24 protein-coding genes and 1 pseudogene are annotated in these 21608 nt (G+C 71.0%); 15 read left to right on the top strand and 10 right to left on the bottom strand.

The genetic code is table 11. The features are described from left to right. The first annotated feature begins 72 nt into the window (after positions 1 to 72). The 4 genes from ACYVF7_RS16120 to ACYVF7_RS16105 all read left to right on the top strand — a co-directional run bounded on the left by ACYVF7_RS16120 (position 73) and on the right by ACYVF7_RS16105 (position 3230). Entirely contained in the window at positions 73 to 975 is a 903-nt protein-coding gene (locus tag ACYVF7_RS16120) for an ABC transporter ATP-binding protein (RefSeq protein WP_460340524.1), read from the top strand. Continuing rightward, complete coding sequence (locus ACYVF7_RS16115) at positions 972 to 2036, top strand: ABC transporter permease (protein ID WP_460340521.1); 1065 nt, start codon at positions 972 to 974, stop codon at positions 2034 to 2036. The genes ACYVF7_RS16120 and ACYVF7_RS16115 overlap by 4 nt, the downstream gene beginning before the upstream one ends. A gap of 132 nt (positions 2037 to 2168) precedes the next feature. Next, positions 2169 to 2399, top strand: coding sequence for a DUF7455 domain-containing protein (locus ACYVF7_RS16110; protein WP_460340518.1), 231 nt, complete (start codon positions 2169 to 2171; stop codon positions 2397 to 2399). Between the two features lie 108 nt (positions 2400 to 2507). Beyond that, the gene (locus ACYVF7_RS16105; RefSeq protein ID WP_460340515.1) at positions 2508 to 3230 is read left to right on the top strand and encodes a YaaA family protein; all 723 of its coding nucleotides are present in this window, start codon (positions 2508 to 2510) and stop codon (positions 3228 to 3230) included. Between the two features lie 116 nt (positions 3231 to 3346). Here ACYVF7_RS16105 and ACYVF7_RS16100 read toward each other — a convergent pair whose 3' ends face one another. The 3 genes from ACYVF7_RS16100 to ACYVF7_RS16090 form a co-directional block, all read right to left on the bottom strand. Beyond that, a complete protein-coding gene (locus ACYVF7_RS16100) occupies positions 3347 to 4987 on the bottom strand; it encodes an RNA polymerase sigma factor (protein ID WP_460340513.1) in 1641 nt (546 codons plus the stop codon). Positions 4988 to 5184: 197 nt separating this feature from the next. Continuing rightward, complete coding sequence (locus ACYVF7_RS16095; RefSeq protein WP_460340510.1) at positions 5185 to 7242, bottom strand: SpoIIE family protein phosphatase; 2058 nt, start codon at positions 7240 to 7242, stop codon at positions 5185 to 5187. A 397-nt stretch (positions 7243 to 7639) separates the two neighbouring features. Then, positions 7640 to 8212, bottom strand: coding sequence for an HhH-GPD-type base excision DNA repair protein (locus ACYVF7_RS16090; RefSeq protein ID WP_460340507.1), 573 nt, complete (start codon positions 8210 to 8212; stop codon positions 7640 to 7642). Between the two features lie 164 nt (positions 8213 to 8376). Here ACYVF7_RS16090 and ACYVF7_RS16085 point away from each other — a divergent pair, with 164 nt between their 5' ends. From ACYVF7_RS16085 to ACYVF7_RS16045, 9 genes and pseudogenes are all read left to right on the top strand, one after another. Continuing rightward, positions 8377 to 9063, top strand: coding sequence for a molybdopterin-dependent oxidoreductase (locus tag ACYVF7_RS16085; protein ID WP_460340504.1), 687 nt, complete (start codon positions 8377 to 8379; stop codon positions 9061 to 9063). Next, positions 9060 to 9764, top strand: a complete 705-nt coding sequence (locus ACYVF7_RS16080; protein WP_460340502.1) for a cytochrome b/b6 domain-containing protein — start codon at positions 9060 to 9062, stop codon at positions 9762 to 9764. Before ACYVF7_RS16085 ends, ACYVF7_RS16080 begins: the two co-directional genes overlap by 4 nt. Before the next feature lie 81 nt (positions 9765 to 9845). Beyond that, positions 9846 to 10097: a hypothetical protein gene (locus ACYVF7_RS16075; protein ID WP_460340500.1), complete on the top strand. Its 252-nt coding sequence runs from the start codon at positions 9846 to 9848 to the stop codon at positions 10095 to 10097. Positions 10098 to 10335: 238 nt separating this feature from the next. Beyond that, a complete protein-coding gene (locus ACYVF7_RS16070) occupies positions 10336 to 11838 on the top strand; it encodes a hypothetical protein (protein WP_460340498.1) in 1503 nt (500 codons plus the stop codon). A gap of 99 nt (positions 11839 to 11937) precedes the next feature. Then, positions 11938 to 12711, top strand: coding sequence for a TetR/AcrR family transcriptional regulator (locus ACYVF7_RS16065; RefSeq protein WP_460340495.1), 774 nt, complete (start codon positions 11938 to 11940; stop codon positions 12709 to 12711). Positions 12712 to 12772: 61 nt separating this feature from the next. After that, positions 12773 to 13558 carry a putative hydro-lyase gene (locus ACYVF7_RS16060; RefSeq protein WP_460357942.1) on the top strand — a complete coding sequence of 262 codons (786 nt, stop codon included), beginning with the start codon at positions 12773 to 12775 and terminating at the stop codon, positions 13556 to 13558. Next, positions 13555 to 14298 (top strand): LamB/YcsF family protein, encoded by a 744-nt coding sequence (locus tag ACYVF7_RS16055; protein ID WP_460340492.1) that lies wholly within the window; start codon positions 13555 to 13557, stop codon positions 14296 to 14298. Before ACYVF7_RS16060 ends, ACYVF7_RS16055 begins: the two co-directional genes overlap by 4 nt. Continuing rightward, positions 14295 to 14981, top strand: a complete 687-nt coding sequence (gene pxpB, locus ACYVF7_RS16050; RefSeq protein WP_460340489.1) for a 5-oxoprolinase subunit PxpB — start codon at positions 14295 to 14297, stop codon at positions 14979 to 14981. Before ACYVF7_RS16055 ends, pxpB begins: the two co-directional genes overlap by 4 nt. A 64-nt stretch (positions 14982 to 15045) precedes the next feature. Further along, positions 15046 to 15861 (top strand): annotated as a pseudogene (locus ACYVF7_RS16045) (5-oxoprolinase subunit C family protein); the annotation flags it as partial. A gap of 27 nt (positions 15862 to 15888) precedes the next feature. Here ACYVF7_RS16045 and ACYVF7_RS16040 read toward each other — a convergent pair. Next, entirely contained in the window at positions 15889 to 16293 is a 405-nt protein-coding gene (locus tag ACYVF7_RS16040; RefSeq protein WP_460340486.1) for a tautomerase family protein, read from the bottom strand. A gap of 98 nt (positions 16294 to 16391) precedes the next feature. Next, positions 16392 to 16733, bottom strand: coding sequence for a hypothetical protein (locus ACYVF7_RS16035; RefSeq protein ID WP_460340483.1), 342 nt, complete (start codon positions 16731 to 16733; stop codon positions 16392 to 16394). A gap of 153 nt (positions 16734 to 16886) precedes the next feature. On the opposite strand from ACYVF7_RS16035, the gene ACYVF7_RS16030 reads away from it, so the two are divergent. Continuing rightward, entirely contained in the window at positions 16887 to 17339 is a 453-nt protein-coding gene (locus ACYVF7_RS16030; protein WP_460340480.1) for a DUF5709 domain-containing protein, read from the top strand. A 150-nt stretch (positions 17340 to 17489) separates the two neighbouring features. Here the strand turns inward: ACYVF7_RS16030 and ACYVF7_RS16025 are convergent, their stop codons facing one another. The 4 genes from ACYVF7_RS16025 to ACYVF7_RS16010 all read right to left on the bottom strand — a co-directional run bounded on the left by ACYVF7_RS16025 (position 17490) and on the right by ACYVF7_RS16010 (position 20198). Beyond that, positions 17490 to 18251: a metallophosphoesterase family protein gene (locus ACYVF7_RS16025; protein WP_460340477.1), complete on the bottom strand. Its 762-nt coding sequence runs from the start codon at positions 18249 to 18251 to the stop codon at positions 17490 to 17492. Beyond that, a complete protein-coding gene (locus ACYVF7_RS16020; RefSeq protein ID WP_460340475.1) occupies positions 18248 to 18505 on the bottom strand; it encodes a BON domain-containing protein in 258 nt (85 codons plus the stop codon). The genes ACYVF7_RS16025 and ACYVF7_RS16020 overlap by 4 nt, the downstream gene beginning before the upstream one ends. Further along, positions 18502 to 19089, bottom strand: coding sequence for a nucleotidyltransferase (locus ACYVF7_RS16015; RefSeq protein ID WP_460340472.1), 588 nt, complete (start codon positions 19087 to 19089; stop codon positions 18502 to 18504). The genes ACYVF7_RS16020 and ACYVF7_RS16015 overlap by 4 nt, the downstream gene beginning before the upstream one ends. A 284-nt stretch (positions 19090 to 19373) precedes the next feature. Beyond that, positions 19374 to 20198 carry an SGNH/GDSL hydrolase family protein gene (locus tag ACYVF7_RS16010; RefSeq protein ID WP_460340469.1) on the bottom strand — a complete coding sequence of 275 codons (825 nt, stop codon included), beginning with the start codon at positions 20196 to 20198 and terminating at the stop codon, positions 19374 to 19376. Here ACYVF7_RS16010 and ACYVF7_RS16005 point away from each other — a divergent pair. Beyond that, on the top strand, positions 20174 to 20650 hold the full coding sequence (locus ACYVF7_RS16005) for a hypothetical protein (protein ID WP_460340467.1): 477 nt from the start codon (positions 20174 to 20176) through the stop codon (positions 20648 to 20650). The genes ACYVF7_RS16010 and ACYVF7_RS16005 overlap by 25 nt on opposite strands. Here ACYVF7_RS16005 and ACYVF7_RS16000 read toward each other — a convergent pair. Next, positions 20628 to 21602, bottom strand: coding sequence for a glycosyl hydrolase family 95 catalytic domain-containing protein (locus tag ACYVF7_RS16000; protein ID WP_460357939.1), 975 nt, complete (start codon positions 21600 to 21602; stop codon positions 20628 to 20630). The two genes, ACYVF7_RS16005 and ACYVF7_RS16000, sit on opposite strands and share 23 nt — an antisense overlap. Between the last annotated feature and the right edge of the window lie 6 nt (positions 21603 to 21608).

The raw sequence follows: 21608 nt of genomic DNA, 5'->3' as shown, positions 1-21608 counted from the left end.
ACGGCGGTCGATCTGGCGTAACTCCATCTAAAGGAGGGTGTTCGGCAATCTACCCGTCTCTATGGTTCAGCCATGCCCAACACGATTGTCGCCAAAGATCTGCGGAAGCGCTACGGCGACGTACGAGCGGTCGACGGAGTGACGCTGACGGTCGAGGAGGGGGAGTTCTTCGGAATCCTCGGGCCGAACGGCGCGGGGAAGACGACGACCCTCGAGATCATCGAGGGGTTGCGCCAGGCGGACGGTGGTGAGGTCACCGTCCTCGGCCGGTCCCCGTGGCCCCGCGACCCGGAGCTGCTGCCGAGGATCGGCGTCCAGCTCCAGGCATCCTCCTTCTTCGAGCGGCTCACCGCGCGGGAGCAGCTGCGCACCTTCGGCTCGCTGTACGGGGTGCCGGACCGCAAGGCCGACGCGATGCTGGAGACGGTCGGCCTGACGGAGAAGGCCGACACCGCCGTGGAGAAGCTGTCCGGCGGCCAGGCACAGCGCCTGTCGATCGCGTGCGCGCTGGTGCACGAGCCGGAGCTGGTGTTCCTCGACGAGCCGACGGCCGCGCTGGACCCCCAGGCGCGCCGCAACCTGTGGGACGTCCTGCGCGCCATCAACACCGAGGGCCGCACGATCGTGCTCACGACGCACTACATGGACGAGGCCGAGACCCTGTGCGACCGGGTGGCGATCATCGATCGGGGGCGGATCCTGCAGAACGGTCCGCCCGCCGCGCTGGTCCGCGACCTCGACGCCGCGACCCGGATCGGCGTGGTGAGCGGCGTGCTGAGCGTGGCGGAGGCCCGTGCGCTGCCGGGCGTGGACGACGTGACCGACGACGGGGTCTCGCTCGTCATCGCCACCCGCGATCCCTCCTCCGTCGTGGCGGCGCTGGCCGCCCGTGGCGCGCTGGACGGCGTCCAGATCAAGGGCGCCACCCTCGAAGACGTCTTCCTCAATCTGACCGGGCGGGAGTACCGAGCATGAGCAGTTTCCAGAGCCTGGCGCGTGCGATGTTCCTCGGTTTCCGCCGGGACCGGGGGGCGTTGTTCTTCACGGTCGCGCTGCCCCTGCTGTTCCTGGTGATCATCGGTGGGGTGTTCGCCCGGCAGTCGACCCCGAAGTCGAAGGTGCTCGAGATCGGCTCGGTGGCGATCGTCGACCAGATGCCGGCCGAGATGCGGGCGGGGGTGGACAAGTCGCTGAAGTTCACCAAGATCTCCGACCGGAACGCCGCCCTGGAGAAGGTCCGCAAGGGCGACTACGAGGCGGCGATCGAGCAGAGCGGCGACCAGGTCGTGCTGCACTTCTCGGCGGCCGACCAGGTCAAGGCGGGGACCGCGCAGGGCCAGATCGACGGCCTGGTGCAGGCGGCCAACCAGGCGGCGTCCGGGCGTCCGCCGAAGTACAGCCTGGTGGGGCAGCAGGTCGAGGACAAGTCGCTGAAGCCGATCCAGTACATCACCCCGGGCCTGCTCGGCTGGGCGCTCGCCTCGGCCGGCATGTTCGGCGCGTCCACCACACTCGTGACATGGCGGACGAAGGGCCTGCTTCGGCGCCTGCGCCTGTCGCCGGTGCCCATCCGGAGCGTGTTCGCGGCGCGGGTCATCGTCAGCCTCGGGGTCGCCATGGTGCAGACCGCGTTGTTCATCGGTGTGGCGAGCATGCCGTTCTTCGGGCTTAAGCTCGCGCACTTCTGGTGGATGGCGATCCCGATGGTGCTGTGCGGGGTATTGGCGTTCCTCGCGATCGGCATGCTGATCGGAGCCTGGGCCAAGACGCAGGAGGCCGCACAGGGGGTCACGCAGATCGTCGTACTGCCGATGGCCTTCCTCGGCGGATCGTTCTTCAACATCGACGACGCGCCACGCTGGCTGCGGATCGTGTCGGAGATCTTCCCGTTGCGCCACCTCAACAGCGGGATGCTCAAGGTCCTGGTGCGCGGCGAGGGACCGGCGTCGGTCCTGCCGCAGATGGGTGTCCTGCTGGGTTTCGCGGTCGTGGCCACGGTGATCGCGGTCCGGGTATTCCGCTGGGAACAAGTCTGACAATCCGCGCCACGGTGACCTTTGTCACCTCAGGGCCTATTCCGCTCTCGGCGTACACAGAACCCGCATGGGAACGCTCGCGTCAGGTTAGATGTTGTCCTAAGCGACCGACCCCGAGACGAGGAAGGCGACGTGACTGGAGCTCTTGCCCCAATAAAGCCGCTGACGGCCGTGGACCGCTGCGACCGCTGCGGTGCTCAGGCCTACGTCCGCGCGGTCCTCGCGGGCGGCGGAGAGTTGCTGTTCTGTGCGCACCACGGCCGTAAGTACGGCGAAACGCTTCGTGCGAAGGGCGCTGAGATTCACGACGAAACCGACCGGCTGCTTGAGACCCCTGCATCCCCCACGGAGGACGACCGGTAGGCCAGGCCAGCCGACCCGATAACCCATGACGGCGGCCACCCAGCCAGGGTGGCCGTCGTCTCGTATTCCGGACACGGCCCGATCCAGCCGCTCCGATGAAGGAGGACGATGCTGATCCTGTTGCCGCCCTCGGAGGGCAAGGCCGCCGAGGGGGACGGGCCGCCGCTGGACCTGACGGCGCTGAGCCTTCCCGGCCTGACCGCCACCCGGGAACGGGTGCTCGGCGCGCTGGAGGCCCTGTGCGCGAGCCCGGAGGAGGCGGCACGGCACGTGCTGGGCCTGTCCCCCGGGCAGGCCGACACCATCGGGCGGAACCGCCGACTGCGCACCGCGCCCACGCTGCCGGCGTGGCGGCTCTACACGGGCGTGCTCTACGACAACCTGGGCCTGCCCACGCTGGATCCGGAGCGCACCGCGCGCTCGGTCCTGATCTTCTCGGCGCTGTGGGGCGCGCTACGGCCCGCCGACCGCGTCCCCCCGTACCGGCTCTCCATGGGCGTGAAACTGCCGCCCCTGGGCCCTCTGGCGGCCGTATGGCGTCCCGTCCTCAGCGAGGTCCTGCCCGCGAGCGGCCTGCTGGTGGACATGCGCTCGGCGCCGTACGCCGCCGCGTGGAAGGCCCCGGTGGTCCGGGTCCGCGTCTTCCGCGAGCAGGACGGCCGGCGGACGGTCGTCAGCCACATGGCGAAGGCGACCCGCGGCGCGCTGGCCCGCGCCCTGCTGGCGAACGGCGCCGACCCGGCCGGCCCGGAGGAACTCCTGAAGACCGTGCTGGACCTCGGCTACACCGCCGAGCTCACCGGCACGGACCTCGACGTGATCACCGATTAGGGCCTGTCTCAAAGCCCCCGTTGAGACAGGCCCTAGGGGTGCTCAGGGACACGAGAAGGCCCGGACCGGCGATGCCGGCCCGGGCCCATCGTTATCGGAACGTTAGGCGCGACACCTCAGTCGAGGTAGTCCCGCAGCACCTGCGACCGGGACGGGTGGCGCAGCTTCGACATGGTCTTCGACTCGATCTGGCGGATCCGCTCGCGGGTGACGCCGTAGACCTTCCCGATCTCGTCGAGGGTCTTCGGCTGCCCGTCCGTCAGGCCGAACCGCATCGAGACCACGCCGGCCTCCCGCTCGCTCAGCGTGTCGAGCACCGAGTGCAGCTGCTCCTGCAGGAGCGTGAAGCTCACCGCGTCCGCAGGAACGATCGCCTCGGAGTCCTCGATCAGGTCACCGAACTCGCTGTCGCCGTCCTCGCCGAGCGGGGTGTGCAGGGAGATCGGCTCTCGGCCGTACTTCTGGACCTCGACGACCTTCTCGGGCGTCATGTCCAGCTCCTTGGCCAGCTCCTCCGGGGTCGGCTCGCGGCCGAGGTCCTGGAGCATCTGGCGCTGCACGCGGGCCAGCTTGTTGATGACCTCCACCATGTGGACCGGGATGCGGATCGTGCGCGCCTGGTCGGCCATGGCGCGGGTGATCGCCTGCCGGATCCACCACGTGGCGTAGGTCGAGAACTTGTAACCCTTGGTGTAGTCGAACTTCTCCACCGCGCGGATCAGGCCGAGGTTGCCCTCCTGGATGAGGTCCAGGAAGAGCATCCCGCGCCCGGTGTAGCGCTTGGCGAGGGAGACGACGAGCCGAAGGTTGGCCTCGAGCAGGTGGTTCTTGGCCCGGCGGCCGTCCTCGGCGATCCACTCGAGGTCCTCGCGGACCTGGAACTCGAGCGTGTCGCTCTCGAGGGCGAGCTTCTCCTCGGCGAACAGGCCGGCCTCGATGCGCTTGGCGAGCTCGACCTCCTGCTCGGCGTTGAGCAGCGGGACCTTACCGATCTGCTTGAGGTAGTCCTTCACCGGGTCGGCGGTGGCACCGGCCGCGGCGATCTGCTGCGCGGGGGCGTCCTCGTCGTCGTCTCCGATGACGAAGGAGTCGTCCTCCCCCGTGGGCTTCTTGTTGTTGTTGTCGGCCGGGGCCGCGGGCGCCTCTTCGGCCTCGACCTCGGTCTCGGCGGCGGCGTCGGATTCGGCGTCGTCCCCCGTTTCCAGGTCGGCGGCCTCGTCGACTTCCTCGAGGTCCGTGAGGTCCGCCTCGTCGAGGTCGGTGACCTCGAGGTCGGCGTCGTCGGTGACCTCGTCGGTGTCCTCGGGCTCCTTGGTCGCCTTCTTGGCGACCGGCGGCTCGGCGGTCTTCTTCTTGGGCGCTGCCTTCTTGGGCTTGACCGCGGTCTTCTTGGCGCGGGCTGGCCGCACCGGCGTGTCGACCTCGTCGTCGACGACGGCGGTCACCGTGTCCTGTTCTTTGGCGGCGGCGGTGGTCGTCTTGGGCTTCTTGGTCGCGGGCGTCGCACGCTTGCTGCTGCTGTTGCGCGCGCGCTTAGGCGCCGCGGAGTCGGCAGCGCTCACCATGACGGTCACACCCTCCTTGCTGAGACTCCGCAAGATGCTCGAGGCCTTCGACACGGGAATGTCGGCCTCCTCGAACGCACGGCGTACGTCATCGGCCTCGAGGTAGCCCTGGGAACGCCCACGCTCGATCAATTGCCTGACAACGTGCTCGTGCAGCTCGGACGGCTTGGAGGTCGAACTCGCAGGCGACACAAACACCTCTCGAACGAAACGTGTGGCTATGTTTACCCAGTGCTCTGTCGGGCGCCGGCCCTGCAGGCTCTATGCGCTGAGCAGCGTACCCCTGCCTCACCTTCGGTTTAGCAGTCTGGCACGCCCGCCTATTCCGCGCGGTGGAGTCTGCCCGGTGACACCCACCTTAGAGGGCACTGGGCGGTCCTTCGTACGTGCTACGCCGTCTTCGGCGGAACATGTAGGGCAAGTACTGTCACGTCATCATCATGGTCGTACCCGGCCAGCATCCGGTCGACCAAGAAGTCAACGAGTATCTCAGGATCTGCAAGCACCTCCGATGGGGCAGCGGCGGCGATCGAGACGATCTCGTCGAGACCGGCATCGAGCCCCCGTCTACGGTTCTCCACCAGTCCATCGGAGTAGAAGACCACAGTGTTGCCGGGTGGGACCGAAAAAATTGTCTCTTCTCGCTCGGAGGGCCACCCGAGGGGGGTGCCGGCCTCCGCGTCACTGACCCTCGGCGGGGCGTCCGGGAAGATCCGCAGCGGCGGAAGATGACCCGCGTTGCTGATCATTCCTTCGCCGGTCGCGGGGTCGATGACGGCGTACGCCAGGGTGGTGATCTGCTCCCATCCCTCGGTGGCGGCGAACAGCCGGTCGAGACCGGTGATCACCGCGGCCGGGCGCGGGTCGTTCAGCGCGAGGGCGCGCAGCGCGTTGCGCACCCGGCCCATGCCGGCGGCGGCCTTGACGCCCTTGCCCATGACGTCGCCGATCGCGATCGCCACGCGGCCGTCCTGCAGCGGGAAGGCGTCGTACCAGTCGCCGCCGACCTGAACGTGCCGGGTCGCCGGGTGGTAGCGGGCGGCCAGGCGCATCGCCGAAAGCTGCGGGAGGCGGTCGGGCAGCAGGCTGCGCTGCAGTGCCTCGGCGGTCTTGTGCTCCCGCTCGAACAGGGTCGCCCGCTCGACGGCGAGCGCGCACTGCCCGGCCAGGGCCTCGAGGAAGACGCGCTCCTCCTCGGTGATCTCCCGGGGCCGGGTGAAGGAGAACCGCAGCGCGCCGAGGGCGCGGCCGGCGGCCAGCAGCGGCAGACCGACCCACGCGCGCTCGTCGGTGCGCCGGACGAAGTCGGCGATCTCGTCGCCCTTGAGCTGCAGCCGCAGGCTCACCGGATTCTCCGCGAGGAAGGGCCGCCGCTCACGGACCGCGATCGACATGACGCTGGCGCCGTCGATGCCGATCTCCTCCCGGGCGGGGCCCGGGAGCTCCGGGATGCCGCCCGGAGTGATCATGCGCAGACGGAGCTTGTCGTCCTCCAGGAGTGCGACGGCCGACCGGTCGGCGCCGATCGCGGACCGGCCGACCTCGGTGATCACCGAGACGACCTGGTTGACGGTCAGCGCCTCGGCCAGCATGGACGTCGCCTGCTGGAGCCGCGCGGTGCGCAGCGCGGCGGCGGACAGCTGCTCGGTGAGGCGGCCGCGCATCTCCTCGGCCTCGCGCTTGCCGGTGACGTCGGTGTTGGCGCCGACCCACTCGACGATCTCACCGTCACGGCGGATCGGCACCGCGCGCACGTCGTAGTTGCGGTAACCGCCCGCGCGGGTGCGGATGCGGTAGGTCGCCTCGAAGATCCGGTCGTTCGTGACGCACGCCCGCCAGGTCTCCTCGATGCGCGGCCGGTCCTCCGTGTGCACGGCGCCCAGCCAGCCCTCGGTGGCGTACTCCTCGTGCGTCTGGCCGGTGATCGCCCGCCACTCGGGCGCGTCGTCGACCACCTCGCCGGACGGCGTGGTCACCCACACCACCTGGGAGCTGGCCTCGACGAGGGAGCGGTAGCGCTCCTCCTTGCGGCGGATCGACCGCTCCGCCAGGACACGGTCGGTGACGTCGACGGCGACCATGACGACGCCGGACACCTCGCCCTCGGAACCGTGGGCGGGGAACCAGGAGTGGGCCCAGTGCCGCTCGCCGAGCGGCAGGTCGACGTCCAGGACCGGGCGGTCCTCGTCGAGGGCCTTACGGGCGGAGGCCTCGATGACGCCCCCGATCTCCCCGGAGATGACCTCGGCGGGCCGGTTGCCCTCGAGGTCGGCGACGCTGACGCCGTGCATGCGCGCCAGCATCTCGTTGGCGCGCTTGAAGCGCAGGTCGTTGTCGAAGAGCGCGAACCCGATCGGAGCCTCCCGAAGCAACGTGGCGAACAGCGCCGAGTCCGACGCGTCGAGACCGGAGATTCGTGGGTGCGGCACAGACGTATCGGTGCTCACCGTCGACACCTCCGTCGCGCGCTCGGACCTACTGCGAGGCATTTCCGCATCACTATGGGTGAATGGGAGCAGGCTAGCGCTCCCGCCTCCATCACAACACCGCTCGGAGTCAGGTTTTCATCATGTCGATGCTTCGGCGCCGACGGAAGCCCCGTACGGCATCGTTATTCCGGCGACCGCGCCAGGCGCGCCCTCCGGTCACCCTCCGGTCACTCGGTGCGAGACCGCGTGTCCGGCGGGAAGCATGATGATAGGGGCCGATCGTCACCGGGCGGGCGACATCCCCGATCTCGGCGAGTCCCGTGTCGTCCTCAACACACCGTGAGCGGTCCGCCGGAGGCGGTTCTGGCAGCTGTCGACTTCGCGGCACATTTCCCGGTTTGACAAGCTTTGTAAATCAGCTTCGGGCCTTGGCCGCGGCCTTCATCTCCTGTTTGTAGGCGCGGACCAGGCCCAGGGACTCCTCGTCGACGATGTCCGCGACCGAGCGGTGGGCGCCCTCGTCGCCGTAGTGACCGGCCGCCTCACGCCAGCCCTCCGGCCGCACGCCGAGGCGCTTGCCGAGCAGCGCCAGGAAGATCCGGGCCTTCTGGTCGCCGAAGCCCGGCAGCGCGCCGAGCCGGTTCAGGAGCTCGCGGCCGGTCGCCGCCTCCGTCCAGATCCGCTCGGCCGCCCCGTCGTACTCCTCCACCACGGCGCGACTGAGAGCCTGCACACGGGCCGCCATCGCCTTGGGGTACCTGTGCAAGGCGGGCCGCTCGCTGAAGACCGTCACGAGCGCGTCAGGGGCGAACCGGGCCAGTTCCTCGGCGTCGGGGTCGCGCCCGAGCCGCCGCGCCAGCTCGTACGGCGCCGCGAAGGCGCGCTCGAGCGGCACCTGCTGGTCGAGCAGCATCGCGATCAGTAGCGCCAGCGGGCTGCGGTTCAGCAGCGCGTTGGCCTCGGGATCGATGGGCAGCGAGATCGTCATGGCGTCCTCCGGGAGCGTCCGGCCTCAATCCTGCACCGTCCGGACCCCGGCGGTCACACCGGGTCACCGAAGAGGTGCGTACGACCCCGGGGAGATGTGACGGTTCGCTGACGTATCGTCCGCCGCCATTCCGAAGGCGGCCTCCGTGGTGCTCGAATGTAGACATGACCAGCGAAGGAACCCCTGTCGGACGGCGCGTCGTCCTCGGCATGGTCGGCCTCGGGGCCGTGGGCGTCGTCGTGGGCGCGCGCGTCCAGAGCGGCGTCAACCGCGCGGTCGGCCCGGTCGGCTCGCGGGTCTCGGGCCTGATCCCGGCGGCCGGCGGCTTCCGCTTCTACTCCGTGGTCGACTCCGTCAAGCGCGTCGAGCCGGCCGACTACCGCCTCACCGTCGGCGGGCTGGTCGATCACCCGCGTACGTTCAGCCTCGCCGACCTGGGGGCGCTGCCGCAGACACGGATGACCGACACGTTCCACTGCGTCACCGGATGGACGGTGCCGGACGTCGCGTGGGCGGGAGTGGCCCTGCCCGACCTCCTGAACGTCGTCGGCGTACGGCCGGGGGCCAAGGGCGTCCGGTTCACCTCGTTCGACGGTGCGTACACCGAGGCGCTCACGCTCGAGCAGGCGCGCCGGCGCGACGTGATCGTGGCCACGAGCATGCTGGGCGGCCCGGTGAGTCACGAGCACGGCGGCCCGGTGCGGATGTACGTCGCGCCGATGTACGGCTACAAGTCGACCAAGTGGCTCGGCGGGATCGATCTGGTCGACCGGGTCAAGCCGGGCTACTGGGAGGTCCGCGGCTACGACGTGGACGCGTGGATCGGCCGTTCGAACGGATACACGTCATGATCCGGTTCACTCGCGCCGTACGGAGCGTGCACCACGTGACGGCCGTCCTCATGCTCGTCTGCCTCGCCACCGCGGCGGTGCTGTACGTCCCGGCGCTGGCCGAGACGGTCGGGCGGCGCCACCTGTTCCGGATGATCCACATCGTCGCCGGGTTCGGGCTGCCGGTCCCCGCGCTGCTCGGCTGGGCGTCGCGCGCCTTCCGGAACGACCTGCGGCGGCTCAACCGGTTCTCCCCGGCCGACTGGGGGTGGCTGCGGGGCCGGGACCGGCGGGCGACCGTGGGCGGCCGCGGGATCCACCCGGTGGGGAAGTTCAACGCGGGTCAGAAGCTCAACGCGGCGTTCGTCGCCGGCGCGATCCTCGTCATGCTGGGCACCGGGACGATCCTGACGTTCCCCCACCCGTGGCCGGACGTCTACCGCACCGGGGCGACCTTCGTCCACGACTGGCTGACCCTGGCGATCTTCGTGGTGTTCCTCGGGCACCTCTGGTACGCCCTGCGGGACCCGGGCGCGCTGTCCGGGATGTTCCTCGGGCACGTCACGCCGGAGTGGGCCGCCCGGCATCACCCCGCCTGGCTCGACGAAAAAGCGGGGTCTCATCCCGTTTCGACCAGGAATTTCGGTCGCCCCGGTGAGCCCGCCGACCCCAGCGGGAACACTGAGGAAGGCAAGGGCGACCTGTCCCCCCGGAGGTCTTGACACTGCTTCGGGGGAGGACCGAGATTGGGCGCTGAGCGGGACGCAGGTGGACTGGAATCGTCTGAGGCGAGAGGGGTCGGCATGACCTCCACGCAGCTGGTCTTGCAGGTCGACGTACGGGATCCGGTGGTCGGTCGGCTCTGCCGGGACTTCCCCGCCCTCTCCCGCGACGTGGTGGAGCGCTGCGTCTGTGACCTCCGGCTGCGGGCCCGACATCTCGGCGTCGACCTGACGCCGACGCTCGTCGAGGTGGTCGCGCGCGAGCACCTGATGTCGATGATCAAGTCGGAACCACCCTCGGGACGCCGACCCGAACGCCCCTCGGGCGAGTAGGGTGAGTGGTCGGACACTGGACCACTAATCCCTCGCGCATCCGTCACGGGCGCGCATCGGGACGTACTCCGAAAAGGTAGAACGTGAGCGACCTGCGCGAGGTGGGCCCGCGCGCCCCCGCGGACGCCGCTCCCCGGGCGTGTCCCGCGTATCCGGCGCTCAGGCGAGGCCGATCGATGCGCGAGTCGCTCGGCGGGTCCCGCCGTGGCACGGACGCGTCCTCCCATGGGGAGGTCGCATGACCCGGCGCCCCGCGCCGCCCCCGGACGCCGTGTTCGCCGAGATGCTCCGTGCCGCCCGTGAGCTCCTGGCCGTCCGCAGCCCCCTCGACGCCGAGCTGATCGTCAGCGAGATGCTCGGCACCTGGTGGGGCAAGCGCCTCGTCCAGGAGGACGTCGAGAAGCTCGTCGGGGAGGCGCTGGTCGAGTACGCCGCCAAGGCGCGTACCCCGGCGGCCCTCGCGCTGCTCACCGGCATCGCGGCCCTGGGCACGCCGCGCCAGGCCGCCAAGGCCGAGAACGCCGCGCTCCCGCTCATGGAGGTGGAGGCCGGGGTCGCCCGGCCCGGCTGGGCCGACCGCGTCGGCATGGTCGTCTCCGAGGAGAGCTACGTCTCCCACGACGTCTACGGCGACCAGGACTCCATCGTGTGCACCTACACGTACGGCGGGGAGGAGCGGCACGCGCTGGTGGTCGTGGTGGACCACAACGAGCGCGGCATGGTGATCGACGCGTGGGTCTCCTCGCAGGTGGACAAGCTGCTCGGCTACTGCCGCAAGGAGGCCGAGGAGAACGCCCTGATGCGGTTCGAGCCGATCCCCGCCGCCCAGGCCCGGGCGCGGCTGGAGAGGGCCCTCGCCGTCACGGACGCGACCGAGGACCCGCCGGTCAAGGAGACCTTCGGCAACTACCACGCGTTCGTCCGGGCCCGGGTGCGGGCGCTGCCGCCCGGCGGCCGGCTGGCCCTGCCTCCGGTGTACGGCCACGACCGCCGCGCGACGATGGCGGCGCAGTTCCTCGCCTCCGACGAGGCGGAGGAGCTGTCGGACCGGTCCGCGGCGAGCCGCTGCGTCGACCGCATCATCGACTACGGCTGCGACCACGACTTCGGCCGCCCGCTGCGGGTGAGCCCGATCAAGTGCGAGACGTTCCTGCTGCACTGGCTGCCGCGCAAGGTGATGCTGTCGCCCGCGGAGCAGGAGGCCATGCCGCACGTTCTCGCGGCGTGGGTGCGCTGGGCGAGCAAACGTACGGGCCTGCCCGAGGAGGGCGTCCGCCATACCCTCGACAAGGTCTGGGACATCACCGGCAAGTTCGCCAAGGCGTACCGCGACCCGACCACGTTCGGGCTCGACCGGGAGCTCGTCGAGCGGCTGCTGCCGGACGGCGACCTGGAGGCCCTGGCCCGGCGGGCGTTCGCGTTCCCGTTCCTGACGGGCGGCAACGCCGACATCGACCTGACGCGTCTCGACCCGTCGAACGACCACGATCGGCGCCTGCTGCTGACGTTCGAGCATCCGGACGCCGATCCGGCGCACATCGAGGCCCACCTCCGGCTCGCCTCGCGCATCTGGGACGGTGACCCGCCGCACCTGTGGACGGTCGCCCAGCGCCTGCTCGACCGGGGGCACGACCGGCACTCCATCCTCCACCGGTTCATGGCGATCCTGAACGAGACCGACGGCGATCCCCGGGCGCTCCGGGCGGCACTGCTGGCCCTGCGCGACAGCCCCGAAAACTAGGGGACGTCCGGTGGATCTCTCTTCGGCCGCGCGGCGATCCACCGGACACCACCCCCTAGGCTTTACTGGTACACCTGTACCAGTACTGGAGAGGTCGTCATGGCCTGGGGCAGACGGATGCCTCCCCGCGGGCGCGCGGAGGCCGCGAAGAGCAAGCCGGGGATCCGTGACGCCGCCCGCGCCGCAGAGCCGGCCGAGGCGGAACGACATTCGAGGACACCCCCCGCGGACACGGCCGCCGAGGCGCGGCAGGAGCCGGCCCAGGCACGGGGGCGGCAGCGCAAGGAGGCACTGCTCGACGCGGCCGTCGACCTCCTCGAGGCGGGCGGGTTCGCCCAGGTGACCCACCGGGCCGTGGCCGACCGGGCCGCGCTGCCGCTCGCCGCCACCACGTACTACTTCCGCTCCCGCGAGGACCTGCTGACGCAGGCGTTCGCCCGGCTGGTGCAGCGCGACGTGTCGTCCATGCGCGAGCGGCTGCGGCCGCTCACCGACACCGACCCGGCCGCGGTCGCCGACGCCGTCGTCAGCGCGCTGGCCCCCGCCTGCGAGGCCGAGCGGAGTCGTCAGCTGGCCCTGTGGGAGCTGTACTTCCAGGTCGGGCGCGAGCCGGCGTTCCGGCCGTTCGCGCGGGCCTGGACCAAAAGCTGCCACGAGATCGTCGCGGAGGTGCTGGCGGAGGCCGGCTACCCGCACGCCCCGGTGGACGTCGACATCCTCGTCGCGACGATCGAAGGCATGATCGCCCGCGACCTCGTCGAGGCGCGGCCCGACGCGATCCGCGCGATGATCGACACGGTGGCGCGACTGCTCCTCGCCCTCCAGGCGACGGTTCCGGCCGATTCCGGCCGACCGTCGGACAGCGTGCCGTGAGACCGATACGGGGGACGCGCTGTAAAGGACGTTCAGCGGGCATGAACCTGCCATGACGACCATGGACCATCCTGGGATCCTCACCCCCTCACAGGCCCGCGAGGTGTTCCGCACCGGTGAGACGCCGGTGACCACCGGTGGCTGGTGCCGCGGATACGTCCAGGCGAATCTCCTCGCCGTCCCCCGCGAGCTGGCCTTCGACGCGCTGCTGTTCGCGGTGCGCAACCCGCAGGCCTGCCCGATCCTGGAGGTCACCGACCCCGGGGACCCGTACGCCCGCGAGGTCGCCGCCGCAGACCTGCGCACCGACCTGCCCGCCTACCGGGTGTACCAGGAGGGCGCCCTCGTCGCGGAGGTGCCCGACGCCACCGCGTACTGGCGGGACGATCTCGTCTCCTTCCTGATCGGCTGCAGCTTCACGTTCGAGGCGGCGCTCGCGGCGGCGGGCGTGCCCCTCCGCCACATCGAGCAGGGCCGGAACGTCCCCATGTACGTCACGTCCCGCCCGTGCCGGCCCGCGGGACGGCTGGCCGGCCCGCTCGTGGTGTCCATGCGCCCGATCCCCGCCGACCTGATCGACGTCGCGATCGAGGTCACCGCCCGCTACCCCGCGATGCACGGCACCCCGGTGCACGTCGGCGACCCGGCCGAGATCGGCATCGCCTCGCTCGCCGTCCCGCAGTTCGGGGATCCGGTGGAACTCGAGCCGGGCGACGTACCGGCCTTCTGGGCGTGCGGCGTCACCCCGCAGGCGGTCGTGATGGCGAGCGCTCCCCCGTTCGCGATCACGCACGCGCCGGGCCGGATGCTCATCACCGACCGGTCGGATGAGAGCGTGGCAGGGTGATCGATCTCAACGCCGACCTGGGCGAGGGATTCGGGCCGTGGCGGCTCGGCGACGACCTGGCCCTCATGTCCGTCATCACCAGCGCGAACGTCGCGTGCGGCTTCCACGCCGGAGATCCGCTGATCCTCCGCCGTACGTGCGCGGCGGCCGTCGAGCGCGGCGTGGTGATCGGCGCCCAGGTGTCCTACCGGGACCTGGCCGGATTCGGCCGCCGGGAGATGGACGTCGCCGCCGAGGAGTTGACCGCCGAGGTGCTCTACCAGATCGCGGCGCTGGACGGCATCGCCCGCGCGGAGGGTGGCCGGGTGCGGTACGTCAAACCGCACGGCGCGCTCTACAACCGCATCGTGCGCGACCCGGTGCAGGCCGAGGCGGTGGCCGCCGCCGTCGCGGCGTACGACCCGACGCTGCCCGTGCTGACCCTCCCCGGCTCGGTCCTGCACGAGGTGACCGACCTGACGATCGTCCACGAGTGCTTCGCCGACCGCGCCTACACCCCGGCCGGGACACTGGTCTCCCGGCGGGAGCCCGGCGCGGTGATCCACGACGCCGAGCGGGTGACACGGCGGGCGCTGCGGATGGCCGTCGACGGCGTCGTCGAGGCCGTCGACGGCACCGAGGTACGCCTCGACGCCCGGTCGATCTGCGTGCACGGCGACACCCCGGGCGCGGTCGAACTGGCCCGCTCCATACGGGAGGCCCTGGAGAAGGCGGGCGTGACCGTGGAGCCGTTCGCTTGACCAGCGGGAACGGGATCGAGAACGAGCACGTGTGCGGGGAGACTCACGACGCGATCACGGACGTTCGCCGTGCGGGGGACGCCGCACTGCTGATCGAGACGGACGCGCCGCACCGGCTGCACGCCGCGGTGCGCGCGCTCGCCCGACCGGAGATCGTGGAGGTCGTCCCCGGGGAGCGGACGCTGCTGGTGACGGCACGCCCCGGCACCGATCTGGGCCGTCTGGACGGGCTGCTGCGCGGCCTGCACCTCCCCGAGGCGGCGGAGGCGGGCGGCGAGCCGCTGCGGATCCCCGTCGTGTACGACGGGGAGGACCTGGAGGAGGTCGCCTCGCTCACCGGCCTGTCCCCGGAGGAGGTCGCCGAGCGCCACGCCGCGGGCGACTACGTCGTCGCCTACCTCGGCTTCGCCCCCGGATTCGGTTACCTGACCGGGCTCGAGGAGACGCTGCACGTCCCCCGGCGGGAGTCTCCGCGCACCGCCGTCCCGGCCGGCGCGGTGGCCATCGCCGGACCGTACACCGCCGTCTATCCCGCGCGGTCCCCGGGCGGCTGGCGGCTGCTCGGCCGTACGACGCTGCGCTTGTGGGATCCCGACCGCGACCCGCCGTCCCTGCTGCAGCCCGGCACCCGGGTCCGCTTCGAGATCGTCACCGACGACACCGCCGGAGACGACACCCCATGAGCCGGCGGAGCACGCGACTCGAACGCTCAGCCCGCCTGGTCCCTCCCCCGACGAAGGAGGGCGCGTGAGTGGGGAGGTCGAGGTCGTCCGGCCGGGGCCGCTCGCGACGGTTCAGGATCTCGGCCGTCCCGGCCACGCCCACCTGGGGGTTCCGCACTCCGGCGCGGCGGATCCCGGCAGCCTCCGGCTGGCCAACCGCCTGGTCGGCAACGCCGAGGACGCCGCCGGGCTGGAGCTCACGTTCGGCGGCGCGGCCCTGCGGTTCCACGCGGCGGCCTGGATCGCGGTGACCGGCGCGCCGCTGCACGTACGGCCCGGGGGGATGAACGCGCCCTGCCACGTCCCGGCGGGAGTCGTCGTCGAGTTCGGCACGCCGTCCGGCGGCGTCCGCACGTACGTCGCGGTGCGGGGCGGTCTCGACGTCCCGCCGGTGCTGGGCAGCCGGTCGACCGACCTGCTGTCGGGGCTCGGGCCCGCCCCGCTCGCGGCCGGCGACCGGCTCGCGGTCGGCCGCGCCGCCGGGCCGATCACCGTGGACGTCGCCCCCGGCTACGAGCCGGAGGAGGAACCGGTGCTGCGGATCATCCCCGGACCGCGCGATGACTGGTTCGAGGGCCTCGAACCGCTCGTCCGTGGAGCGTACGAGGTCAGCTCGCACAGCAACCGGATCGGGGTACGGCTGGAGGGGCCGCCGCTCACCCGGCAGCGGGAGGGCGAACTGCCGAGCGAGGGAATGGTCACCGGCGCGCTACAGGTCCCTCCGAACGGCCTGCCCATCGTCTTCCTCACCGACCACCCGACCACGGGCGGCTATCCGGTCGCGGCCGTCGTGACGACCGCCGACCTGGGCCGTGCGGGCCAGCTCCGCCCGGGGCAGCGCGTCCGGTTCCGCCTCGTCGCCCGCTCCTTATTCAGACCGGGCAGGCGAGTCGTCGACGTACTGCGCCGCCCCGTAGCCGAACGACCAGTCGATCGGCGCGTTCTCGGTCACGGTGATGAAGACGTTCCGCGGCTCGGTGCCCGCGTACTCGTGGGCGAGTTCGGCGATCCGCCGGTACAGCGCCTTCTTCCGCTCGGGCGGGCGCCCCGAGCGCATGGTGATCGCGATGTAGACGACGCCGTCGTCCCGGTGCACGCCTAGGTAGTCGTCGTACCGGAGTGTGCTGGTGGTCCCGTCGTGACCGACCAGGACCTGGAACCTGTCGTCCGGCGGGGCGCCCATGGTCTCGACCCAGGCGTCGTGCACGGCGCGGCCGAGCGCGCCGAGCCGCTCACCGGCAGTCCCCAGCGCGTCGATGCGAACCAATGGCATGTCGGCGGTCCCTCATTTCTTGGAGCGGCCAGGATCGTACATACTAGTAGGTACAGTGGTTGATCGCACAACCACTTACGGCCGAACGCACCGCGGGGTCAGGTCTTTCGGGATGAGGGCTGGGCGTTCCAGACGTCCCAGTCGTTCTTGCCGATCTCCAGCCCCTCGCGCCCGTTCACGATCATCTCGCGCTTCGCCAGCGTCTCGAGGCACGCTCGGACCGTCTCCTGGTCCAGCCCGGCGGTGGCCGCCACGTCCTCGACGCTCATCGGTCGCCGCACGGTGGCGATCGCCTCGTACACGACCATCTCGTCCTGGGTCAGCGCCTGCGTGTCGCGTCCGGCGAGGGCGGGGTCCGGCCCTTCGGCGCGCGGGGCGCCCTCCTGGTTCAGGGCCTCGGGATCGCGGTGCGCCCCGAGGTCGCCGTCGTCTCCGCTCATGGAAGCCCTCCTGTCGGGGTCGGGTCGGTGACGACATGACCGGATGCCCGGGGAGAGGCGTCCCAAACCTCGTTAAAACAACGTGAGGACTAATGGATCGGGGGCATGGGGCTGGTTCCAGACAATCAACGTGATCACGATGGAGACAGAGCGATGACGCACCCGCACCCTGAGCCGGACCCGTACTCGGAGTTCGAGGATGAGGGGATCCCCGACCTGGAGGACTCCTACCCGGAGCGGGAGTGGGCCCAGGACCCGCAGCGCGCACCCGTTCCCCGCGACGAACCGACCGCCCTCGACGACTTCGGAACCACTGCCGAGGAGCAGCGGGAGGGCGAACCCCTGGAGGGCCGCCTGAGGAGAGAGGTGCCCGACCCGTCGCTCGGCGGCGGTCGCGGCGCCGTCGACGCGCACGACGCGGCGGAGCGCGAGTTCGATCCCGTACGAGAGCAGGAGACTCCCCGCCGCGCCGGCCGGATCGTCGAGGAGGACGAAGGCGTCCGCACCGACACCGAGAAGGACGCCGTCGCAGAGGAGGTCGGTCCCGACCAGGCCGGCTTCTCGCCCGAGGAGCGGGCCATGCGCGTCGAGGACGACGGCGCCTGACCCGCGATCGCCGAGGATCCTCGGCAGAAGGGGCGGGCGACGAGGCATAGGACGGAGCCACCGTACGGGACGTGCGCGCGTTCGCCACGGAGTTCTACACGCGGGCGGAAGGTCCGCGTCCGGCGGGACGCGGACCTTCGTCGCGAAGCGTTACGCGTTCGCGGTGACCGTATCGTCGGTGGCGCACTCGACGTCGTCGGCGTCGCCGAGGCAGTAGACCGAGTAGGCGCGCTCGATGACGGGCAGGGCGGCGTTGCGGACGGGGATCCCGCCCGGCGTGATGCCCTTCTCCACGCCGCGGTGGGCGTGGCCGTGCACGGCGAGGTCGATCCCCGCCCCGTCCATCACCTCGGCGAGGAGATAGCTCCCGAGGAAGGGATAGATCTCCAGGGGTTCGCCGTTGAGCGTGTCCTTGACCGGCGCGTAGTGGGTCAGGGCGACGCGGGCGTCCGCGTCGAGTTCGCCCAGGGCCTCGCCGAGGCGGGCCGCGGTCGCCTTCGTGTGGCGGATGAACGCCTTCATCTCCGGCTCGCCGAAGTCGGAGCCGCAGCGTCCGGCGAAGCCGCCGCCGAAGCCCTTGGCGCCCGCGACGCCCAGGCGCCGGCCGTGGCAGTCGATCACAGTCGACTCGCCCTCGAGCACGGTGATCCCCGCGTCGGTGAACGCCTGGCGGATCTCCGCCTCCGCGTCGGAGTGATAGTCATGGTTGCCGAGCACGGCGATGACCGGGACGCCGATGTCGCGGAGCTCTTCCGCGGCCATCCGTCCTTCTTCGGCGGTGCCGTGTTGGGTCAGATCCCCGGCGACGAGGAGCACGTCGGCGTCGTCGGCGATCCCGGTCAGTCGTTTGCGGTACAGGCCGCGTACATCCTCGCCGACGTGGATGTCGCCGACCGCGGCCACACGAATCATCTGGGCGTTTCCTCCGTCTTCGGGGGGCGGATCTCGACGACGGTCACGTCGTTGGAGATCCGTCTGCCGCCGGCCGCCTCGCGGGCGACGGTCTCGATGAGTTCCCGCCTCCGGGGGGTGGCCACCTGGCCGCGCAGGAAGACGACGTCACCGCGGACGTCGACCTGGATGCCGAGCTCGACCGTACGGGCGTCCTCGGCGAGGCGGCTCTTGATGCGGGCGGCGATGTAGTGGGGCGGGTCGGTGGGCGTCATCCGTCGCTCCCTTCGTACGGCGGCCCGTGTTCCATCACGCGCAGGCGATGCAGCAGGGTGAGGTAGGCGTAGGCGTACGGCGAGTCCGCCGTCTCGGCGATCACCCGCGGCCAGTCGATCTGCTCCCGCAGCGCCCGAGTGACCGGCAGGTAGCCCCCGAAGTCACACGCCTTCTCGTCGAACGCCCACATACGCAGGATCGTCAGGTCGGTGGCGGTCAGCACGGGCATGGCGACCGCCTCGACACTCAGCTCCTCGGCGCGGGCGAGCAGCGCCGCGTCGACGTTCCGGCCGGACGGCTGAAAGATCAGGTCGATCGTCCGGCCGTCGTCCTCGGCCTTGGCCAGCCACCCTTCGGGGATCTCGACGCGTCGCATCCCGGCCGTCTCCAACGCCGAGAGCGCGGCCTCGGCCTCGTCCTCGGCGAGGACGAAGTCGACGTCGTGCGTCGACGGCGCGGCGCCGCGCGCGTAGGCGGCGAACCCGCCGGCGAGCGCGAACCTGACTCCGCCGTCGGTCAGGGCGGCGGCCGCCTTCCTGAGCGTCTCCAGCAGGTCTCCCGGGGCGGCCTCGACCTCAGCCATGGCGCCGGCACCTCCGGGCACCCTGCGACGTGCTCAATCGCCGCGCCCGGTGAGGACCTTGAATGCGTCTGGCATGACTCCTCCCATCTGGTTGCCGACCCGCCCTCCCTGCCCGCGAGGGGTTGTTCAAAACGCCGTTCGGTACGGCCTCGGCGGGCCGAGTTCCGGGAACACCAAGGATCCGGCGCGTCCTCTCCGGGTGGCGAGCAGCCCGGCGCGACTCCCCCGCCCGCCGCTACGTCGGCCGAGCCCACGTACGCGAACGGGCGGCGGAGCCGGCCGCATCAGCTGCGCAACAGCCGCAGGTTGATCGCGTCGGCCATCACCTTCATGCCGGCGTCGTTGGGGTGGATGTGGTCGCCCGAGTCGTACGCGGGCTTGAGGGCGGCCGGGTTCGCGGGGTCGCGCATGGCCTGGTCGAAGTCGACGACGCCGTCGAAGGCGCCGCTGGTGCGGATCCACTGGTTGACGCTCTGGCGGAGCGCCTCGGCGGAGGGGGTGTAGTACCCGTTGCCCTCGTCGGGCATGAGGGTCGCGCCGACGATGCCGACGTGGGCGGCATGTGCCTCGTCGATGAGTGTGCGGTAGCCGTCGATGAGGTCCTGGGCGGTCAGCGGTGCGCCGTTCGGGCCGGCGTTGTTGCCGATGTCGTTGATGCCCTCGAACAGGATGACGTCCTTGACCCCGGGCTGGCCCAGGGCGTCGTGGCCGAAGCGCTTGAGGGCGCTGACGCCCTGCCAGAGGTTGGGGACGTCGGTGAGGACCCGGTTGCCGCCGATGCCGGCGTCGACGACGCTCAGCCTTTGCGGGCCCGGTCCGGAGCCCAGCCGGCGTGCGAGGAAGTCGGGCCAGCGGGTGTAGGTGCCGGTGGAGGAGTGGTACCCGTCGGTGATCGAGTCGCCGAAGGCGACGACGGCGCCCTTCGCGGTGGGCGACAGGACGTCCAGCCCGGCCAGGTAGTACCACGAGGTCGTCGTGGTGCTGAAGGCGGTCGAACGCGTCGGAGTGCCAGGTCGACGTGCCGGTCGCGCCGGGCACGTAGAGGCTGACGAGCAGGTTCTCCCCCGCGCTGACCGAGATGGGGATGACGTCGCTGGTCGTCTCTCCACCGGCGGGGATCGTGACGTGGCCGGAGTGGCCGAAGGTGACCTTCAGGGTGGTGCCGCGCGCCGCGTTTCCTCCACTCGCCTGGACGGCGACGTCCACGGCACTGACGTCGAGCGGGGTGTCGCTGTACCGGTTGGACAGGGTGATGCGGGCGTCCGAGCCGGCGACGCTGCTGTGGGCCACCATCCGGATGGTCTGGTCGTGGAACGCCGGGCCACCGGTGGTCATGCTGGGCGACCAGGCGCTGACGCGGTCGCCCTTGCCCTGGGAGGTCGCCGCGTTCGCGGTGCCGAGCGGAACGGCGACGAGGGCCATGGCGGTCAACGCGCCGGACAGCAAGGCCATGCGGCGGGGCCTGGCGAGGGCTTTCTGGTGGGACATCGTTGGTTCGCTCCGTGGGGTGACGTCCGGTGAGGGGGTGCCGGGCCGGTTCATCGGAAGTTGCTCAGCGTGACGGAGTCGCCGGGCTTGAGGCTGACCGTCCGCGAGACGCCGTTGGCGAAGACGGTCGTGGTGCGGCCCCCGACGCTCTTCAGCGTCACCTGGGCGACCTTGCCCTTCTTCCAGCTGATGTCGGCGACGAAGCCGCCGCGGACGCCCACGCCGGAGACCGAGCCGGACGCCGCCCAGGCGGCGGGCAGCGCGGGCAGCAGTTCGACGTGGCCCGGCCGCGAGTAGAGCAGCATCTCGACGATCGCGGAGGGGGTGCCGAAGTTCGCGTCGATCTGGAAGATGCCGCGGCCCCCTCCCATGTCCATGATGTCGAAGAGGTTCGACGCGCTGCCGTTGCTGCCGTTGACGGACGGCTTCAGGTTGTTGACGACGAGCTGGTAGGCCTTGTCGGCGTTCTTCAGCCGGGCCCAGCACAGGCTGCGCCAGGCGTTGGACCAGCCGTAGCTGTTCATGCCGCGGGCGGTCAGGAGGGCCGTCGCGCCGGCGAGGATGTCCTTCGGCGTGGAGTCGTCCGGGCGGATCCGGTCGCCGGGGAAGAGGCCGATGAGCGGGGAGAGGTGGCGGTGCGTGGTCTCGCCGAGGTTGTCGGGCGACATCCACTCCTCGAGCCAGCCGGTCGTGGGGCTGACCACGGGCAGGTACAGGCGCGCGCGGAGACCGTCGATGGTCTTGCTGTAGGCGGCGTCCCTGCCGAGCACCTCGGTCGCGGTGTGGTAGTTCCCGAAGAGGTTCCACACCAGTTCCTGGGCGTAGGTGATGCCCTTGGCGTCCAGCGGGCCCTGCTCAGGAGACCAGTCGCTGTCGGCGATGAGGACCTCGCGCGAGGCTCCGGACGCGTCGGTGACGGTCGTCGTGATGAGGCGGGCCTCCCAGAACTCCACGGCACCCTTGATGAGGGGGTAGACCTTCGCGAGGTAGGCACGGTCCTGGGTGTACTCGTAGTGCTCGAACAGGCTCTG

It is taken from the genome of Actinoallomurus acanthiterrae (genome assembly GCF_054775715.1).
Note: the sequence above shows the minus strand (reverse complement) of the source record. Positions and strands in the feature narration are given on the sequence as shown.

What these genes read in the sequence shown, in the direction of transcription:
- ACYVF7_RS16025 (WP_460340477.1), bottom strand. Translation starts at nt 18,251, where the DNA reads ATGATTCGTGTGGCCGCGGTCGGCGACATCCACGTCGGCGAGGATGTA.
- ACYVF7_RS16085 (WP_460340504.1), top strand. Translation starts at nt 8,377, where the DNA reads ATGACCAGCGAAGGAACCCCTGTCGGACGGCGCGTCGTCCTCGGCATG.
- ACYVF7_RS16040 (WP_460340486.1), bottom strand. Translation starts at nt 16,293, where the DNA reads ATGCCATTGGTTCGCATCGACGCGCTGGGGACTGCCGGTGAGCGGCTC.
- ACYVF7_RS16080 (WP_460340502.1), top strand. Translation starts at nt 9,060, where the DNA reads ATGATCCGGTTCACTCGCGCCGTACGGAGCGTGCACCACGTGACGGCC.
- ACYVF7_RS16005 (WP_460340467.1), top strand. Translation starts at nt 20,174, where the DNA reads ATGACGTCGCTGGTCGTCTCTCCACCGGCGGGGATCGTGACGTGGCCG.
- ACYVF7_RS16060 (WP_460357942.1), top strand. Translation starts at nt 12,773, where the DNA reads ATGGACCATCCTGGGATCCTCACCCCCTCACAGGCCCGCGAGGTGTTC.
- ACYVF7_RS16090 (WP_460340507.1), bottom strand. Translation starts at nt 8,212, where the DNA reads ATGACGATCTCGCTGCCCATCGATCCCGAGGCCAACGCGCTGCTGAAC.
- ACYVF7_RS16020 (WP_460340475.1), bottom strand. Translation starts at nt 18,505, where the DNA reads ATGACGCCCACCGACCCGCCCCACTACATCGCCGCCCGCATCAAGAGC.
- ACYVF7_RS16120 (WP_460340524.1), top strand. Translation starts at nt 73, where the DNA reads ATGCCCAACACGATTGTCGCCAAAGATCTGCGGAAGCGCTACGGCGAC.
- ACYVF7_RS16115 (WP_460340521.1), top strand. Translation starts at nt 972, where the DNA reads ATGAGCAGTTTCCAGAGCCTGGCGCGTGCGATGTTCCTCGGTTTCCGC.
- ACYVF7_RS16015 (WP_460340472.1), bottom strand. Translation starts at nt 19,089, where the DNA reads ATGGCTGAGGTCGAGGCCGCCCCGGGAGACCTGCTGGAGACGCTCAGG.
- ACYVF7_RS16030 (WP_460340480.1), top strand. Translation starts at nt 16,887, where the DNA reads ATGACGCACCCGCACCCTGAGCCGGACCCGTACTCGGAGTTCGAGGAT.
- ACYVF7_RS16070 (WP_460340498.1), top strand. Translation starts at nt 10,336, where the DNA reads ATGACCCGGCGCCCCGCGCCGCCCCCGGACGCCGTGTTCGCCGAGATG.
- ACYVF7_RS16035 (WP_460340483.1), bottom strand. Translation starts at nt 16,733, where the DNA reads ATGAGCGGAGACGACGGCGACCTCGGGGCGCACCGCGATCCCGAGGCC.
- ACYVF7_RS16065 (WP_460340495.1), top strand. Translation starts at nt 11,938, where the DNA reads ATGGCCTGGGGCAGACGGATGCCTCCCCGCGGGCGCGCGGAGGCCGCG.
- ACYVF7_RS16105 (WP_460340515.1), top strand. Translation starts at nt 2,508, where the DNA reads ATGCTGATCCTGTTGCCGCCCTCGGAGGGCAAGGCCGCCGAGGGGGAC.
- ACYVF7_RS16075 (WP_460340500.1), top strand. Translation starts at nt 9,846, where the DNA reads ATGACCTCCACGCAGCTGGTCTTGCAGGTCGACGTACGGGATCCGGTG.